Annotated in this window: 15 protein-coding genes; 1 reads left to right on the top strand and 14 read right to left on the bottom strand. The window is 37.4% G+C overall.

Annotated elements, in window-relative coordinates:
• Positions 1–60: 60 nt before the first annotated feature.
• The 4 genes from dctP to FZF09_RS01775 all read right to left on the bottom strand — a co-directional run bounded on the left by dctP (position 61) and on the right by FZF09_RS01775 (position 6,088).
• The gene (gene dctP / locus FZF09_RS01790) at positions 61–1,077 is read right to left on the bottom strand and encodes a TRAP transporter substrate-binding protein DctP (RefSeq protein ID WP_158734839.1); all 1,017 of its coding nucleotides are present in this window, start codon (positions 1,075–1,077) and stop codon (positions 61–63) included.
• 361 nt (positions 1,078–1,438) lie between these two features.
• A complete protein-coding gene (locus FZF09_RS01785; RefSeq protein ID WP_158734838.1) occupies positions 1,439–2,932 on the bottom strand; it encodes an aldehyde dehydrogenase family protein in 1,494 nt (497 codons plus the stop codon).
• A 557-nt stretch (positions 2,933–3,489) separates the two neighbouring features.
• On the bottom strand, positions 3,490–4,281 hold the full coding sequence (locus tag FZF09_RS01780) for a cyclase family protein (protein ID WP_158734837.1): 792 nt from the start codon (positions 4,279–4,281) through the stop codon (positions 3,490–3,492).
• A gap of 28 nt (positions 4,282–4,309) precedes the next feature.
• On the bottom strand, positions 4,310–6,088 hold the full coding sequence (locus FZF09_RS01775; protein ID WP_158734836.1) for a thiamine pyrophosphate-requiring protein: 1,779 nt from the start codon (positions 6,086–6,088) through the stop codon (positions 4,310–4,312).
• A gap of 308 nt (positions 6,089–6,396) precedes the next feature.
• Here FZF09_RS01775 and FZF09_RS01770 point away from each other — a divergent pair, with 308 nt between their 5' ends.
• A complete protein-coding gene (locus tag FZF09_RS01770; protein ID WP_158734835.1) occupies positions 6,397–7,020 on the top strand; it encodes a Crp/Fnr family transcriptional regulator in 624 nt (207 codons plus the stop codon).
• Positions 7,021–7,082: 62 nt separating this feature from the next.
• On the opposite strand, the gene FZF09_RS01765 is transcribed toward FZF09_RS01770, so the two are convergent.
• From FZF09_RS01765 to FZF09_RS01720, 10 genes are all read right to left on the bottom strand, one after another.
• Entirely contained in the window at positions 7,083–7,709 is a 627-nt protein-coding gene (locus FZF09_RS01765; RefSeq protein ID WP_158734834.1) for a Crp/Fnr family transcriptional regulator, read from the bottom strand.
• 181 nt (positions 7,710–7,890) lie between these two features.
• Positions 7,891–9,171, bottom strand: a complete 1,281-nt coding sequence (locus FZF09_RS01760) for a TRAP transporter large permease (protein WP_158734833.1) — start codon at positions 9,169–9,171, stop codon at positions 7,891–7,893.
• Positions 9,168–9,647, bottom strand: a complete 480-nt coding sequence (locus tag FZF09_RS01755) for a TRAP transporter small permease (protein ID WP_158734832.1) — start codon at positions 9,645–9,647, stop codon at positions 9,168–9,170. The genes FZF09_RS01760 and FZF09_RS01755 overlap by 4 nt, the downstream gene beginning before the upstream one ends.
• A 19-nt stretch (positions 9,648–9,666) precedes the next feature.
• Positions 9,667–10,731 carry a TRAP transporter substrate-binding protein gene (locus tag FZF09_RS01750; RefSeq protein ID WP_158734831.1) on the bottom strand — a complete coding sequence of 355 codons (1,065 nt, stop codon included), beginning with the start codon at positions 10,729–10,731 and terminating at the stop codon, positions 9,667–9,669.
• Positions 10,731–11,270, bottom strand: coding sequence for an FAD synthetase family protein (locus FZF09_RS01745; RefSeq protein WP_158734830.1), 540 nt, complete (start codon positions 11,268–11,270; stop codon positions 10,731–10,733). The genes FZF09_RS01750 and FZF09_RS01745 overlap by 1 nt, the downstream gene beginning before the upstream one ends.
• A gap of 31 nt (positions 11,271–11,301) precedes the next feature.
• The gene (locus FZF09_RS01740) at positions 11,302–11,499 is read right to left on the bottom strand and encodes a 2-hydroxymuconate tautomerase family protein (RefSeq protein ID WP_158734829.1); all 198 of its coding nucleotides are present in this window, start codon (positions 11,497–11,499) and stop codon (positions 11,302–11,304) included.
• A gap of 16 nt (positions 11,500–11,515) precedes the next feature.
• Entirely contained in the window at positions 11,516–12,298 is a 783-nt protein-coding gene (locus tag FZF09_RS01735; protein ID WP_233269366.1) for a 2-keto-4-pentenoate hydratase, read from the bottom strand.
• 11 nt (positions 12,299–12,309) lie between these two features.
• Complete coding sequence (gene dmpG, locus FZF09_RS01730; protein ID WP_158735025.1) at positions 12,310–13,320, bottom strand: 4-hydroxy-2-oxovalerate aldolase; 1,011 nt, start codon at positions 13,318–13,320, stop codon at positions 12,310–12,312.
• A 40-nt stretch (positions 13,321–13,360) separates the two neighbouring features.
• The gene (locus FZF09_RS01725) at positions 13,361–14,248 is read right to left on the bottom strand and encodes an acetaldehyde dehydrogenase (acetylating) (protein ID WP_158734828.1); all 888 of its coding nucleotides are present in this window, start codon (positions 14,246–14,248) and stop codon (positions 13,361–13,363) included.
• A gap of 17 nt (positions 14,249–14,265) precedes the next feature.
• Positions 14,266–15,045 (bottom strand): 2-keto-4-pentenoate hydratase, encoded by a 780-nt coding sequence (locus FZF09_RS01720; RefSeq protein WP_158734827.1) that lies wholly within the window; start codon positions 15,043–15,045, stop codon positions 14,266–14,268.
• Positions 15,046–15,047 lie beyond the last annotated feature (2 nt).

The raw sequence follows: 15,047 nt of genomic DNA, 5'->3' as shown, positions 1-15,047 counted from the left end.
AAACCAAATTCTTCTATTTAACTATTTTCGTATATCTTTTTCTTGCATACGTACTATCCTTTATTCATTTTCAAATAACTCTCTTAAAGTACCGACTTCTTCCGGGGCTTCGTTCTCAAGCTTCTCCCAAAAAGCACTTTCTACAAAACCTTGGAATTTCTCACTGTCTTCATCACTTAAAGTGATTTTTTCTACGCCGGCCTCCTGAATAGCTTCCCATTCTTTTTCATTTTTCTCATTAAAGTGTTCTATCATATCATGTTCAAATTCAGCATTAGCTTCTTTTATTTTTTCTTGAATATCCGGTGATAAGGAATCAAAAGCTTGCTTATTAAACAAAATAGTTCCATTCTGATTTAAGAACGGTTCATCAACAATATATTCGGTTACCTCAGTCCAGCCTGAATCATGAGGTCCTAGCAATGGAAAGCCGAACCCATCTACCATATTACGTTCTAAGGAAGTATATACATCTGCCGGACTTACTGTGACCGGATTGACCTCTAACCGCTGCAAAATACCATCGTAAGTTGGGTTTGATCGCATTCTTAGACCTTTCAGATCATCTAGTGATTCAATCTTTTCATTGGTCCAAAAATAGTATGGGGACGGTCCTAGCCACCTGCCGGCATATTCTAAGTTTTGCTCATTAAATCTTTCTTGCAGATAATCAAAATATCCATTTTCTCTTTCTTCTTCTGGGGTATGAGGAGATAGATTTAAAGAATGTGTTTCCGGCATTAAATGCCCATAATAAGAGCTTACATTAAATCCAACTTCAGCCGTACCATTAACTACGGCGTCAAACTGTTCTTCAAGGGGAACGGATTCAGGTCCGCCTATCCATTCAAACGTCACTGCTCCGTCCGTCGCCTCTTCCATTTTATCGATCCAGATTGGTACAATCCCCTCGGTGAAAGCATGATCAGCAGCCAAGAAACTTACAATTTTAAAGGTTTCACCTTCATTATTATTAGAATTTGTATCCGTGGCATCACTAGTTTCTTCAGCACCGCACCCAATAGATAAAAGGAAGCTGAAAATAAGTACGAAGCCTGCGTAAACTTTATTTTTCATTTAATAACCACCCTCTTTGTATTTAAATATTCTTTCCTTTACTTTGTTTTTCTTACCCTATAAAATTTCACAGGATAGGCGTGCTCCTGCTGAATAATGAGCGTCTAGGGGGGACATTTCGCGAATACTTATGATGATTTATCGTTGGACAGTGCTATAAGCTCTTTTTTTGTTCAAAGCTCCCATTTTCCCCATACAGGAATGCTCCTTCTTTCGTTCAACCTTATTTTATTAGTCACACAATCCAATTTGAAAAAAGATAACTTTCTATATGATAAAAACAATGCCAAAACAGCTATAAATTCTGCCTTGGCATCATTAATAATTTTTCTAAGCTGCTAATGCGACGTTATATATTTTTCTATTTAAAATATCCCGCTGGAGGTAATTGATATGCTGCAACAATTGTTTTTGATTGTGTATATTGATCCAATGCTTCCTTACTATACTCTCTTCCAACACCACTGTTTTTGTATCCACCAAATGGGGCTCCAGATTGAAAATTAAAATACTGATTAATCCAGACACTGCCTGCCTCAAGCTTGTTGGCGGTATTGATTGCATTTTCAAGATCCTCAGTCATAATGCCGGCAGCAAGACCATAGTCCACATCGTTTGCCATATTGATGACCTCATCAATATCTCTCCAACGCGTAACTGTTGCCGCTGGTCCAAAAATTTCCTCCTGGGCAATTCTCATCTTAGGTTCAGCTTCAATTATCGTTGGTTCAATAAAATAACCATATTCGTTACCTGGAACAGTGACACGATTACCTCCGTAAAGAATTTTAGCTCCCTCTTCTCTTGCAATATCGAAATAATTAAGAACTCTTTTACCTTGTTTTTCATTAATAATTGCTGCTAGTCTTGTCGATCGATCCGTCGGGTCACCAATTTTAATTTCTTTTGCTCTTGCTATTAGCTTTTCGATAAACTGGTCGTAAATGTCGTCGTGAATGAGAAGACGTGTTCCAAGAATACAGCTTTCTCCATTAAAAAACGTATAGCCGAGCGTCGCGTTTTCAACGGCCCGATCAATATCTACATCAGGGAAAACGATGTGAGGAGCTTTACCGCCAAGCTCAAGAGTTACAGGAAGAATTCTTTCCCCTGCCGTCTTACCAACTAACCGTCCTACTTCAACACTTCCAGTGAAAGCAAGCTTGTGTATATCCGGATGATCGATAAGTGCTTGTCCGGCTTCAGTACCGTAACCTGGAACTACGTTCACTACACCTTTTGGCAGAATGTCCGATAAGAGTTTAGCAAATTCCATCACAGAAAGACACGCGTCTTCCGCTGGTTTTAATACTACTGTATTACCTGCAGCAAGTGCCGGAGCCAGTTTAAAAGCAGTCATGATCATCGGTACGTTCCACGGAATGACTTGGGCACAAACACCTAGAGGTTCTTTCTTTATTATCAAATGACCATTGTTGACAGGACGAGAAGCTCCTTCATACGTCAATATGGCGGATGCAAAATAACGAAATTGATAAATAGCAAGTTGATAGTCCAGGTCAAATTCATGAATAGCACGTCCTGTGTCCATGCATTCGATCATTTTTAACCGTTCTTGGTTGGCTTCAAGTGTATCTGCAATTTTGTTAAGTAAAGCCGAACGTTCTTCAATGAGCGTATTGGACCAGCCTTCGAATGCTTCATTTGCAGCTTTCACAGCACGATCAACATCTTCCTTGCCGCCTCTGCCGATTTTTGAAAGTAATTTTCCATTGGCTGCGTTGACAGCATCAATATAACCATTAGTTGATTCTACGATTTCCCCGTTAATAAACGGACCGTACTTTACGTCTAGTTTCACATCTACATTATTTTTATGACTTGTAGTTCCCATTACATATACCTCCAATAAACTATTATTCTACCTTTTCATGTAATAATGTATATCTAGACCCTTTTCAGATCAGGATATCTAAAGAAATAACTTAAACAGACATTAATATTAAATCAATCATATAATCTAACAATTCAATTGAAATAATTTTCTGAATATAATGGAGAACCCTTGCATCCTTTTACATAATTATATCTATCTTACGATTAATCATTTGTTAACCTGTTAACATTATAAAGGAAAATTCAAAAATATAGTTTCACCAGTTTGAGAAAATCTCAAAGAATTATAAGGAATATCAACGACTTAAAAATATTATTCTTATCCGAACCAGTTCTTTTCTCCGATTCGGATAAGAAAAAACTTAACATACATTTTATTTTTCTGTTTTTCATTTTTTCACAATAAAGTTATCACTTTATATCCATAAGCTCACTAGTCAGAAGAATCAAAAAATAATAAGCGAAAAGGTTTATAACAGCACACACTTTTTATTCGTTTTTTGACCTCATTCCATCAACACTATATTTAATTTTAAATAATTCTTCCTTGTTTTATTATTGTTTTTCAACTAATGCTAATACGCGTAAGGGACTTCCACTGCCTCTTTCAATTTTCAAAGGATTTACGATTAATACAGCGCCTCTAGCAGGCAATTTATCTACATTTGCTAATTGAGCAATACCATATTTATTTGCTTTATGCATGTAATGGTGATTTGGAAAAGGAGGGTCAAAAGTACCAGCAATCCCAGCATCAGTTCCTACCGTTTCCACTCCAATTCCAAGAATATCCCTCTCTTCAATGAGAAAAATGGATGCTTCTTGAGAAACCCCTGGGGTATGGGGATGGCCGTCTTCACCAACATTGAAGTATTTTTCATGATCATCATTGTACTTATCCCATCCGGCATGCACAAGAACGAAAGAGTGGCTTGAAATCTTCCCATGCTTTTCTTCAAACTCTTTAATGTCACTAACCGTTAAGCAATAATCTGGATTAACTTCTGCTTTTTTCGTAATATCAATGACACAAGCTTCTCCAATCATGTTTTTCACCGGCATTGTATCTACCGAATCGCCATCTTTTCCAGAAATCCAATGTATAGGGGCATCAAAATGGGTGCCACAATGCTCTCCGGCAACAAAATCATTCCAATAACAAACTGGTCCATTTTCATCGTATTCCGATAAAGGCATAAACTTAAATCCACCAGTATTTTTAAAAGGTGGCGGGAGCTGTATTACCGGAGTATCTTCATTCAAGGTCTGGGTCAAGTCTACTATTTCCACTTTTTCCTCTACAATACTATTTAGCACATTACTTAATAGGTTTGTTTTCACACTCATTTTTTACCTCCATTCGTACATTTGATCTTTATTTTTTCAGTTCAGCTTCTAAATTGGCAGATTGCGTACCTGTGTCTGTTATTTCCTTAGAATACACATGCGGAATAGTGACATTGATAACAACAGAACGTCCTTCACTCACCGTTTTCAACCCTTCTTCCAACACACCTTTCAGCTCGGAGGAATCCTCTACTGTGATTGGACGTGCGTTCCCAGCCGCTTCAGCTATTTTTGCTAAATTAGCTGTTGGGTCAAAGTTTACCCAGAATCCTTCCGTTTCGTTGGCAATTCCACGCGGGTGAACACCTAGCGTAGACATTTTTGGAGCTTTCCAGCCGGAATTATTATAAATAACAGTTAAAAATGGAATTTTATATCTATTAGCCATCCAATGAACGGTAGATGGAACACTAAATAAATAAGAGCCATCCCCTGTCAGGCTAACAACAGTTTTATTAGATTTTGCTAATTTCATTCCTAATGCTGCTCCACCATTCCATCCTAGCGATCCGGCGCCGCTTGCATAATAAGATCCTGGTGTATTTAAACCAATATGATTAGAAATAGCTCCATAGTTTGTAATTCCTTCATTCAACACAATTGTATTTTCTTCATCAATTACTTCTCTAATACAAGCTGTCAGGTATTCTGGTGTGATCACACCTGTCTTTCGTTGTTCAATACGGTGTTTCTCTTTCATTTGATGATGATGAATGTCAGAGAATTTCTTCCACCTTTTTGATATCACGTCTTTATCGAGTTGACAATTATCATCAATATACTGATTCATTTGCTTCAGGGCGATACAAGAATCCGCTTTAAGAAATTGTTTAGAAGGTATATACCAAAGAGGCATTTCTTCTTTCAGTGGATCAACATCGAGATAATATACTGTTGCATGATCAGATGGCTTGTTTTTCATTTGTATCCACGGTACATCGCTGTCTATTACAAGTACGAGATCCGCTTCTTCAAGTTGTTCGTTTTGACCTGGTGTATTCCATTGGGAACCTAAGTGCATGGAATGATCTGCCGGAAAGTTCATTTGATGCGGAATTGATTCAATGACCGGTATTGCTAATTTTTCGCTTAACTGAACTAACTGCTCTACAGCTTCCTTATTTCTTCCTAAATAAGAAGTGACAATAAGAGGATTGTTAGCAGACACCAAATCATTACTTAATTGTTCTAGCTGCAAAGGAGCAACCGCACTCGGAGAAATAGGTTCCCAAAGGTCATTATTAAGAGTCATTGGCTCGACTTCCTCTTCCATCGCTTCACGAGGTCCCATTAAATAGACCGGACCTGTAGGATCACTTTTGGCTATTTGCAAAGCTCGATACACGAGCTGCTTTACATTAGCACCGGTACGAATCTCATTATCATACTTTGTATAACCACGTACGATTCCCCGTTGATCAGGTACATCCTGAATCCAATGGATGAATTCATTTCGACTGCCAGTTAATTCACCCTCTTGAGTGTATGGAGAAGCTCCGGCGAAAATTAACACTGGGACTCGGCTTCTAGATGCATTGTGGATGGCTCCTCCTAGATTTTGGGTGCCGCATTCGACATGAACCATTACTGCTTGAGGTTCACCTGTCGCTTGAGCATAACCATGAGCAGCACTTAAAGCTACAAATTCATGAGGACACGTAATGACAGTTGGCAATTCTTTGTTTTCTTTTTTAGCCCGGGCTAAGCTCTCAATAATTGCCGGGTGATCGCTTCCTAAATTAGCAAAAATATAAGAAACTCCAGCTTCATGTAATGCTTCTAAGAATGCTGTACCAGTCGTGTACAATCTAATCTACCTACTTTCATACTATTAAGATTTCCAATTAATCGATCCTAAAGTTCTATTATTTCCATCTTGATGCTGTGACATTTCACATGATTATTAGATTATCTACCTCTCTTCCGAAGGACTATAAAATTAAACTATTTATTCTTGTTTTTATACTAATGTTAAAAGAATAGAAATGCTGTTAAATATTTAACATTTATTTTTAAAGAATTTAGAATTTTTTGTGTTTATTGTATAATAAGAAGTACTCTTAAATGATCTGGACTATCTAAATATATGAGTAAATAAATTTGAGGGGAAATAGAATGGGCAATAAACCTGGCTTATGGGAAAATTACATTGAGTATGGACAAATGCGCAGACTACCAAAAAATGCAACTTTATTTCGACAGGGAGAGCAAGGAAATGGTTTTTATTACCTTCACGAGGGAGAAGTAAAAATAAGTATGCTTAGAGAAGATGGTCACGTCCAAGTAATTGATTACGTATCTCCTGGAGAATTAATCGGAGAACAAGGGGTTACACAAGGTGCCTATTTCACATCAGCCGATGTTACAAAAGAATCAATTCTGTATTATTTTTCTATTAGCCATTTCCGTAAATTATGTTCGGACTATCCAGAAACCATTCAAGAATTTAGTTATTCTCTGATTTCGAAAATACGTATGCTAGTGAAAACTAAATCTATATTTGATGCTCCAGCTGAAGCTCAACTCGCTTTTCACCTTCACTTTCTATATAAAAAAACTGGAAGTCCCACTATTACTTTGGATCAAATATCCATCTCAAATTACATAGGCAAATCGCGGGTAACGATTTGGAAAATTCTTAAAGAATGGAGAAAGGGTGGCATAATCGAGACTTATGACCGAACGATTTATATTAAAAATGTAAAACAATTGGAACAAAAAATAAATCAGTTTTTATAAAAAAAGAAGGCAAAGGCCTACAATGCCTTCTGCATTCACTAATATATATGTTTATATTTCAATTATGAAGCTTCTACTATTTTTCTTAAACTACGGGGCTGTTTGACAACAATGTTTTTTTTCTCGATATGGACGATATCGTCTCCCCATTTTTTAAAAATTTTATAAATAGTGATTCTGGTTAAACCTGTATACCGGGACAATTCCTGCTGTGTTAAGGGTATTTTGTGATCATTGTACTTCTGCTTAATCTCTAAGATAGATTGAGCTAACAACTGTTCTGAGGGAAGAGAACGAACAGTCATATGATTGGTAAGAAGTTTTAATTTTTCTGTCAATCCATCATACATTAACATCCTAAACGTATGGTCATTATCCATTAACGATTTAATGTCATCGTAACAAAAAAAGTAAATAATACAATTCTCAAGGGCTGTTGCTGTAGAAAAATATGGCTGTCCATCAGCAGTTTGTTCTCCAAAAGGGCGGCCTTCACCTATGATGTCAATTGTTCTTTCTTCCCCACTAAGTGTTTTAGTAGAGACCTTTACAAACCCATCTTTTAGATAATAAAATCCTTCTTTTCCCAATGAATGTGCTTCAAATATAATAGATTTCTTCTTAAAGAAATGACGTTGACCATATTTTAAGTACTGCTCCCAGCTTTTGGTCTTAGGTTCTCTATTCATGTTAGTAAGACACCTGCCTTTTCTAAAGTATTATCGTGTAAGGGCTAAAGCTTTAAGTGGACAATCTCATTGAAAGGTATATTGTTTACAATTTCCTTAAATATGGTTCTCTCCCATTTTGATGTATTGATTTTTTAAAATATAACATAAGAAGTTTGAAATTCACCTTACATACTATTGATTAAAGTCCCACTAGACGGGGAATCAGCAAAACAGCGTCTTCCCAGTATGTGATAACAAAAAGAACAAGGATTCCCATGATTAAAAAAGGAAAAACACTCTTAATGAGACTTTCAAATTTTACTTCGGCGATAGAAGATACGATGAATAGACCTGTACCAATAGGAGGAGTCAATAAACCTATTGTTAAGTTTATACAGATAATTACCCCAAAGTGAACTGGGTCCACCCCATAAGTCATCAAAAGCGGCATGAAAACTGGAACTAAAATGATTAAAGCTGCAATGCCATCCAGCACTGCTCCTAGTATCAAAAGGAAAATATTAACTAAAAACAAAAATACAAGTGGGTTTTCTGACAATGAAAGCATTCCGTTCGCTATCGTTTGCGGGATTTGCTCAAAAGCAATCATCCATCCGAAGGCTCCAGCCATAGCAATGAGAAAGGTAACGGTGGCAGTACTTATCACCGTGTTAAAAAATATAGAAGGGAGGCTTTTAAAACTTAATTTTTTGTAAAAAAAACGTCCTACAAGAAAAGCAATAACACAGGCTACAGCTGCGGATTCAGTAGCGGTAAATACTCCACTTAATATACCTGCTATAATGACAAATGGAACGAGCAAAGCAGGAAACACAGAAAATGTACTCTTCACTACTTCCCTGAATGGTTCTCGTTCACTTTTTGGGAAATGATATTTATATCCCATAAACGCTATTAATGCAACAAAAGCAATTCCATAGATAAGCCCGGGGATAATTCCCGCCATAAAAAGGCCGCCAATAGAAGCTCCTGATAAAGTGCCATAGATAATAAAGATCATGCTTGGCGGGATTATAGGTGCTACAATAGAAGAAGAAAGGGTTAGAGCCGCTGAAAACTCTCTTTCATATCCCTCCTTTTCCATTTCGGGAACCATTGTTTTACTCATCATAGCTGCCTGTGCGTTAGCAGATCCTAATATAGAAGCCAGGAACATATTAGCAATGACCGTCACATACGCCAATCCTCCGCGAAAATGTCCCAATAATACCCTGGCAAACTTTACTAATTTTGAAGTAATACCGCCCCCATTCATTAATTCACCTGCGAGCATAAAAAGAGGAATAGCAAGAAGTCCATAGTTATCTAAACTAGAAAAAAGCTGCTGCGGCATAGAAGTCAATAATTGTGTATTACCTAAAGTAAAAAAATATAATATAGTCATCATTCCAAGTACTAACGATATAGGAATTCCCATTAGTAAAAAAACAAAAAATAAAACAATTACTAAAGTTGTCATTTGCTCTCCTCCTTTCTAAATAAATCTGACAAGTTAGATAGAATATGCACTGCAGCAAAACTTAATCCAATAGGAACAGCACTATAAGGTATCCACATAGGTATTTGTAAATTATTTGATTTTTGCGACAAAGAACTTGATGAAAACACCCAAGTATAACTATAATAGAGCACGATACCCATAAAAATTAAGATTATTAGATAGCCAATAAACAAAAGAATTTTCCTCGTTTTCAAAGAAGTCATATCTAACAAAAAAGTAACAGAAGCTTGAGCTTTATATTTAAGCCCAAGACTTCCACCTATAAAACTAATCCAAGTTAATAGAAATACTGCTGCTTCTCCGGCCCATGACAATGGAGAGTTTAAGAAGTAACGGAACAACACTGCTAAAGCCATTACTGCTGTCATCGTAACCATTAACACTATGGCAAGATATTTTTCAATTATTGCTAAGCCGTTACTTATCGTATTCAATAGTTTCTCCCTCCCAGTCCTATTCACGGAATGTAGTAATGAACTCTTCGATTAATGGATCTTTTTCTTTATATTTTTCATCAAAACTCTCAATTTGTTCTTCAAAGACACTTTCATCTAGTTCATAAATGGTCATGCCCTCATCAGTAAGTGTTTGTTTAAATTCTTCTTCTTGAGCTGATCTGGTTTCTACGGCATAATCAGCAGCTGTTTCTAGAGCATCCTCTATGATCTGTTGATCTTCTTCAGGCAACGATGAAAAAGTGTTTGAATTAACGACAGCGACAGATGGCCATACCATATGATTTGTAACAGCCCCGTAATCGACTACTTCGAAAAATTTGTTTGTAATCGTAGCATCTAAGTCCATATCCATTCCGTCAATAACTCCGGTTTGAACAGCGGAATAAACTTCAGGCAAAGGAATTCCTTCCGTAGAAGTGCCAGTTGAATTATAAAATTCCAGCATAGGCGGACTCGGAGTTACACGAAGTACCAATCCTTCCATATCCTCAGGCTGCTGTACTTCTTTATCTTTAAATAACATGACGCGCTGTCCAGCAAACAAATAATCTAAACCAGTCATACCATATTGCTCAAGTGTCCCAAGCATTTCTTCAGCTACTTCTGATTCCCGTGCTTCATGAGCATCATTAATTGTTTCAAAAAGATATGGGGTAAACCAAGCAGAAAAAGCTTCTTCGCGAGAACTAATTTCTGCTGCAGTTATAAAACCAAAATCTAATGAGCCAGATTCAATTTGCTGAAGCATGTCGTTTTCATTGCCCACTTGTCCAGAAGGATAAATCTCCAATGTCATTCTTCCATTAGAGTTTGCTTCTAACTCTTCCTTAAATTTCTCTGCCGCTTTGTGCCACATATGTTCTGGTGGTGTAATTAACCCCAGTTTAAATTCATGGTCAGCATCTGCTTGGCCTTCTGTCGTTTCCTCTGTTTCTCCTTCGGCAGACTGGGGATCTGCAGTTGATTCTGTAGTCTCGTCACCACCCCCACAAGCAGTCAACAGTGCCATTAGACCTAATGTTAAGCTTATACTCTTCCAATACGCTTTTAAGAAATTCATCAATTAACCCCCTCTTTTTCTCCTAGTAGAGCCCCAACCCCTTGGGTATCTCCTGATGCAATTAATTTTCTGATTCTAGTGGAGGAAATAACCTCCCCTCTATTACACCTTATTGGCTCGATAATTCTTACATTAAAATATTTCTTGAGAAATTGAACATTTCCACTTCTTCCCTTTCCGAAACGAAAGTCGTTTCCTACCAAAATCTCTTTAGGATCCATTTTATTTAATTCTTTAATAAAACTTTCCGCACTTTTTTGGACATAATCTTTATTGAAATTTGCAATAACCACTTGTTTAACACCAAGTTTCTTAATCACTTCCAGTTTCTCTTTGACATTCATTAAAATAGTCGAATTTTGAAAGTAAAACCGGGGAGGCGGATCAAAAGTGTAGACTACACTAGGAATATTGTAGATTTCGCCGAGATTAACAGTCTCACGTATGACAGCCTGATGACCTAGATGCATTCCATCGAAAGCACCTATAGCAACAACAGATCCATGCAAATCTGGTGTGTTGTTGTCGTGTACTTTCATGTCTGCTGTCTCCTTTCCTTTTTCTGCTGCTTCAGTCAACAATTTTTTCTTCTCTTTTCGTCACTCCAGCTGTAGCCCAATTATCTTCCGACACTTCATGTAATAAAACCTTTATTTTTCCTCTTTCAGAATGAAGACTAGAACTAATAGCCTTTGTTACCTCTTCAATGAGTTTCTTCTTTTGGCAACTATCTCTACCTTCTAAAATATGAATATGAGCTATCGGCACAACCCTGCCTCCTGTTCTATTCCTTAACCTCTAAATCTAGTGAATCCAGCCCTTCATAATCCACCTTTAACATGTCTCCTGCCCTTACACTCACTGCTTCCGTAATACCGCCTACAAGAACCACCATTCCAGGTTTTACGATTAAATTATCCCTATTAAGCATTTTCGTCAGTTCTACTACAGAATGCACGGGATGATCTAACACAGCATTTCCATATCCAGATTGGACTTTTTCCCCGTTTTTAATCATAGTAACTTTTACTTTATCCCATAAGGTATATGCTGGAGAAAAGACTTGACTGCCTAACACAAATTTCGTGGAAGAAGCATTGTCTGCTACCACATCTGGCAAAGTGAATTTGAAATTTTCATAGCGGCTGTCAATCACTTCTAAAGCAAGATACACTCCTTCCGCAGCGGCCCATACATCTCTTGGTTTTACGTTACCTCCTTTGAGTTCCTTATTTATGATAAAAGCAAACTCCGGCTCTACTTTGGGATGAATGAGGTTCTTGACATGCAGGACAGGTTCATTTAATTCCATTGATTCTGTAAGTCTTCCATAAATAGGTTCTTCTACATTCATCGAAATTTGTTTTGCCTTACTAGTTAGTCCCATTTTCCACCCAATAAGAGGATCATTTCTTTCCATATATTTTTGAATAGTAAGTTTTTGGATTTCATAAGCTTCTTCTACTGTTAATTCGGGATAGTCATTGGTGATTTTCCCCATTTCTATACCATTCTGTTGATGAAAATCTATTTTTTCTGCAATTTCTTTTACATCCAACCCTTTCACCTCTGTTTTTATTAAGAAATTTTATACCCTGCAAGTTCACTCGCAACATCAATGATCATATCTTCTTGACCGCCCACTACTTTTCTATTTCCTAATTCTAATAATATATCTCTTGGATCTAAATGATATTTTTCTGCAGCACGATAAGCATGAAGCAGAAAACTAGAATAAACGCCTGCATATCCTAACACTAAACTTCCTTTTGTTATTTCTTGAGGCTCTGGTAGAATTGGAGCTACTAACTCCTCGGCTAAGTCCATCATTTTGTAAACATCAATCCCGGTTTGTATGTTCATCCGTTCTAGCACGGAAACTAGTACTTCTGTTTGTGTATTTCCAGCACCGGCTCCTAGACACCGGACACTGCCATCAATTCTCGTGGCTCCTTCTTCTATTGCTGCTAAAGTATTTGCCATTGCTAAAGATAAGTTGTTGTGAGCGTGAAATCCTACATTTACTGTAAGATTTTCCTTTAGTAGTTTAATCCTTGTTCTTACTTCATGAGGTAATAACGCTCCTGCAGAATCTACAACATAAACAGTGTCAGCTCCATAGCTTTCCATAAGCCGGGCCTGTTCTAAAAGCTTTTCTGGTGGAACCATATGAGACATCATGAGAAATCCGACTGTTTCCATACCTAATTCTTTACCTAACGAAATGTGTTGTTTACTAACATCTGCTTCTGTTACATGAGTTGCTACACGGACCATTTTAGCTCCCAGTTGATGTGCTTCTTTTAATTCTTTTACTGTTCCGATACCCGGCAGTAGCAGAACAGATATAGCTGAATTTTTTGTCGAACTTACTGCGGCTTCAATGAGTTTCATCTCATCCGTTTTAGAAAACCCATATTGAATAGACGATCCCCCTAATCCATCTCCATGAGAAACTTCAATAAAAGGGACATTAGCGTTATCTAAAGCTCCAACCACCTGGGTTACTTGATCAACAGTAAAGCTGTGGCTGATTGCATGACTCCCATCCCGCAGAGCAACTTCAGTTACTACTATCTCTTTATTTATCAATGAAATACTCCTTCCTCTTTTTTAACAAATTATATTATTATGAATTTTCTGAAACACTTAATTGATGCTTTGCTAATTCTTCTCCTACTTTTACTGCCGAGGCCGTCATAATATCCAAATTACCAGCAAAAGAAGGGAGATAGTCTGCAGCCCCTTTTACCTCAATAAACACGGTAATTTGATTGCCATCAAATATCGGGTTTGTTCTCAAGGTATAGCCAGGGACATAATTTTGAACTTGTCGTACTCGCTGTTGAATAGCTTCGATTAATTCATCTTGACGATCACTTGCGCCTGGGGCCATGCATTGGATTGTATCTCTCATAATTATGGGAGGATCTGCCGGGTTAAGGATAATAATTGCTTTTCCTTTTTTCGCGCCGCCAACTTTTTCGATCCCCTGGGCAGTAGTATAGGTAAACTCATCAATATTTGCTCTTGTACCCGGCCCCGCACTTTCACTTGCAATGGTAGCAACAATTTCTGCATAATCTACTTGGCAAACTGAATTAATAGCATGAACGATAGGAATTGTAGCTTGGCCTCCACATGTAATCATGTTAATATTCGATTTAGCTAAGTGCTCTTCAAGGTTAACGGTAGGTACAACAAACGGACCAATGGCAGCAGGAGTTAAATCGATTACTTGTTTTTGTATTTTCTCTAAAGATTGTGCGTGATAATGATGAGCTTTGGCAGATGTAGCATCAAAAAGAATGTCTGCCAAATCCGGCTTTTCTAAAAATCCATCAATCCCATTATCAAAAATAGAGTGACCGCGTTCCTTTGCATGACACAGGCCGTCTGAGTCTGGATCTATCCCTATCATAGCTGACATTTCTAAAAACTGAGATCTTTCCATTTTCATCATAAGGTCTGTCCCTATATTCCCAGAACCAATAATCCCTGCTTTTACTTTTTTCATAGTGTAAAACGACTCCTTTATTTAAAACTCACTTCCACTTCTCCCAATAAAGGAAAAGATGCCTTAAATGTGTCTCTTGATGATGCATCAACGGCTGCTGATAAAGCTCCAGAAAGAATTACTTCTCCTGCTTTTAAAGTAATGTCATACTCATAAAGTTTATTTGCAAGCCAAGCTACACAATACGCAGGATCTTCAAGAGCTGCTGATCCTTTGCCTTTATTAACTTCTACCCTATTTTTGTACAATATCATTTCCTCATTTTTTAAATCTATATCTTTTATATTCACTTCCTTGTCACCTAAAACAAACAAACCGGATGAGGCGTTATCAGCAATCGTATCTGCTAGTGTAATTTTCCAATCACTGATCCGGCTGTCTACTATTTCTAACGCTGGAACAATGTAATCCGTTGCTTTGATTACATCTTCTGTTGTAACGTCAGGTCCTCTCAACTCTTTTTTTAAAACGAACGCAATCTCTCCTTCGACTTTTGGCTGCAGAACCTGATCTCTTGATACTGATCCTTTATTTTCTACTTGCATGCTGTTTAGCAAATGACCGTAATCCGGTTCGCTTACTCCAAGAAGATCTTGCATTGCTTTTGACGTCAAACCAATTTTTTTACCTACTATTTTGTCGCCGGCTATTACTTTATTATGAATGTTACTTAATTGAATTTGATAAGCTTGTTTGATATCCAGTTCGGGATTTAATGAAGTTAAAGGTTCGACCCCTTGACCGGTTTCTTCCGCTTCCGTTAAGTGCTCAGATAGTGATATGACCTTTTCGTTCACTC

Origin of the sequence: Alteribacillus sp. YIM 98480, assembly GCF_009765375.1 — a bacterium.
In the GTDB taxonomy this organism is placed as follows: domain Bacteria; phylum Bacillota; class Bacilli; order Bacillales; family Marinococcaceae; genus Alteribacillus.
Note: the sequence above shows the minus strand (reverse complement) of the source record. Positions and strands in the feature narration are given on the sequence as shown.

What these genes read in the sequence shown, in the direction of transcription:
- dctP (WP_158734839.1), bottom strand. Translation starts at nt 1,077, where the DNA reads ATGAAAAATAAAGTTTACGCAGGCTTCGTACTTATTTTCAGCTTCCTT.
- FZF09_RS01785 (WP_158734838.1), bottom strand. Translation starts at nt 2,932, where the DNA reads ATGGGAACTACAAGTCATAAAAATAATGTAGATGTGAAACTAGACGTA.
- FZF09_RS01780 (WP_158734837.1), bottom strand. Translation starts at nt 4,281, where the DNA reads ATGAGTGTGAAAACAAACCTATTAAGTAATGTGCTAAATAGTATTGTA.
- FZF09_RS01770 (WP_158734835.1), top strand. Translation starts at nt 6,397, where the DNA reads ATGGGCAATAAACCTGGCTTATGGGAAAATTACATTGAGTATGGACAA.
- FZF09_RS01765 (WP_158734834.1), bottom strand. Translation starts at nt 7,709, where the DNA reads ATGAATAGAGAACCTAAGACCAAAAGCTGGGAGCAGTACTTAAAATAT.
- FZF09_RS01760 (WP_158734833.1), bottom strand. Translation starts at nt 9,171, where the DNA reads ATGACAACTTTAGTAATTGTTTTATTTTTTGTTTTTTTACTAATGGGA.
- FZF09_RS01750 (WP_158734831.1), bottom strand. Translation starts at nt 10,731, where the DNA reads ATGAATTTCTTAAAAGCGTATTGGAAGAGTATAAGCTTAACATTAGGT.
- FZF09_RS01745 (WP_158734830.1), bottom strand. Translation starts at nt 11,270, where the DNA reads ATGAAAGTACACGACAACAACACACCAGATTTGCATGGATCTGTTGTT.
- FZF09_RS01725 (WP_158734828.1), bottom strand. Translation starts at nt 14,248, where the DNA reads ATGAAAAAAGTAAAAGCAGGGATTATTGGTTCTGGGAATATAGGGACA.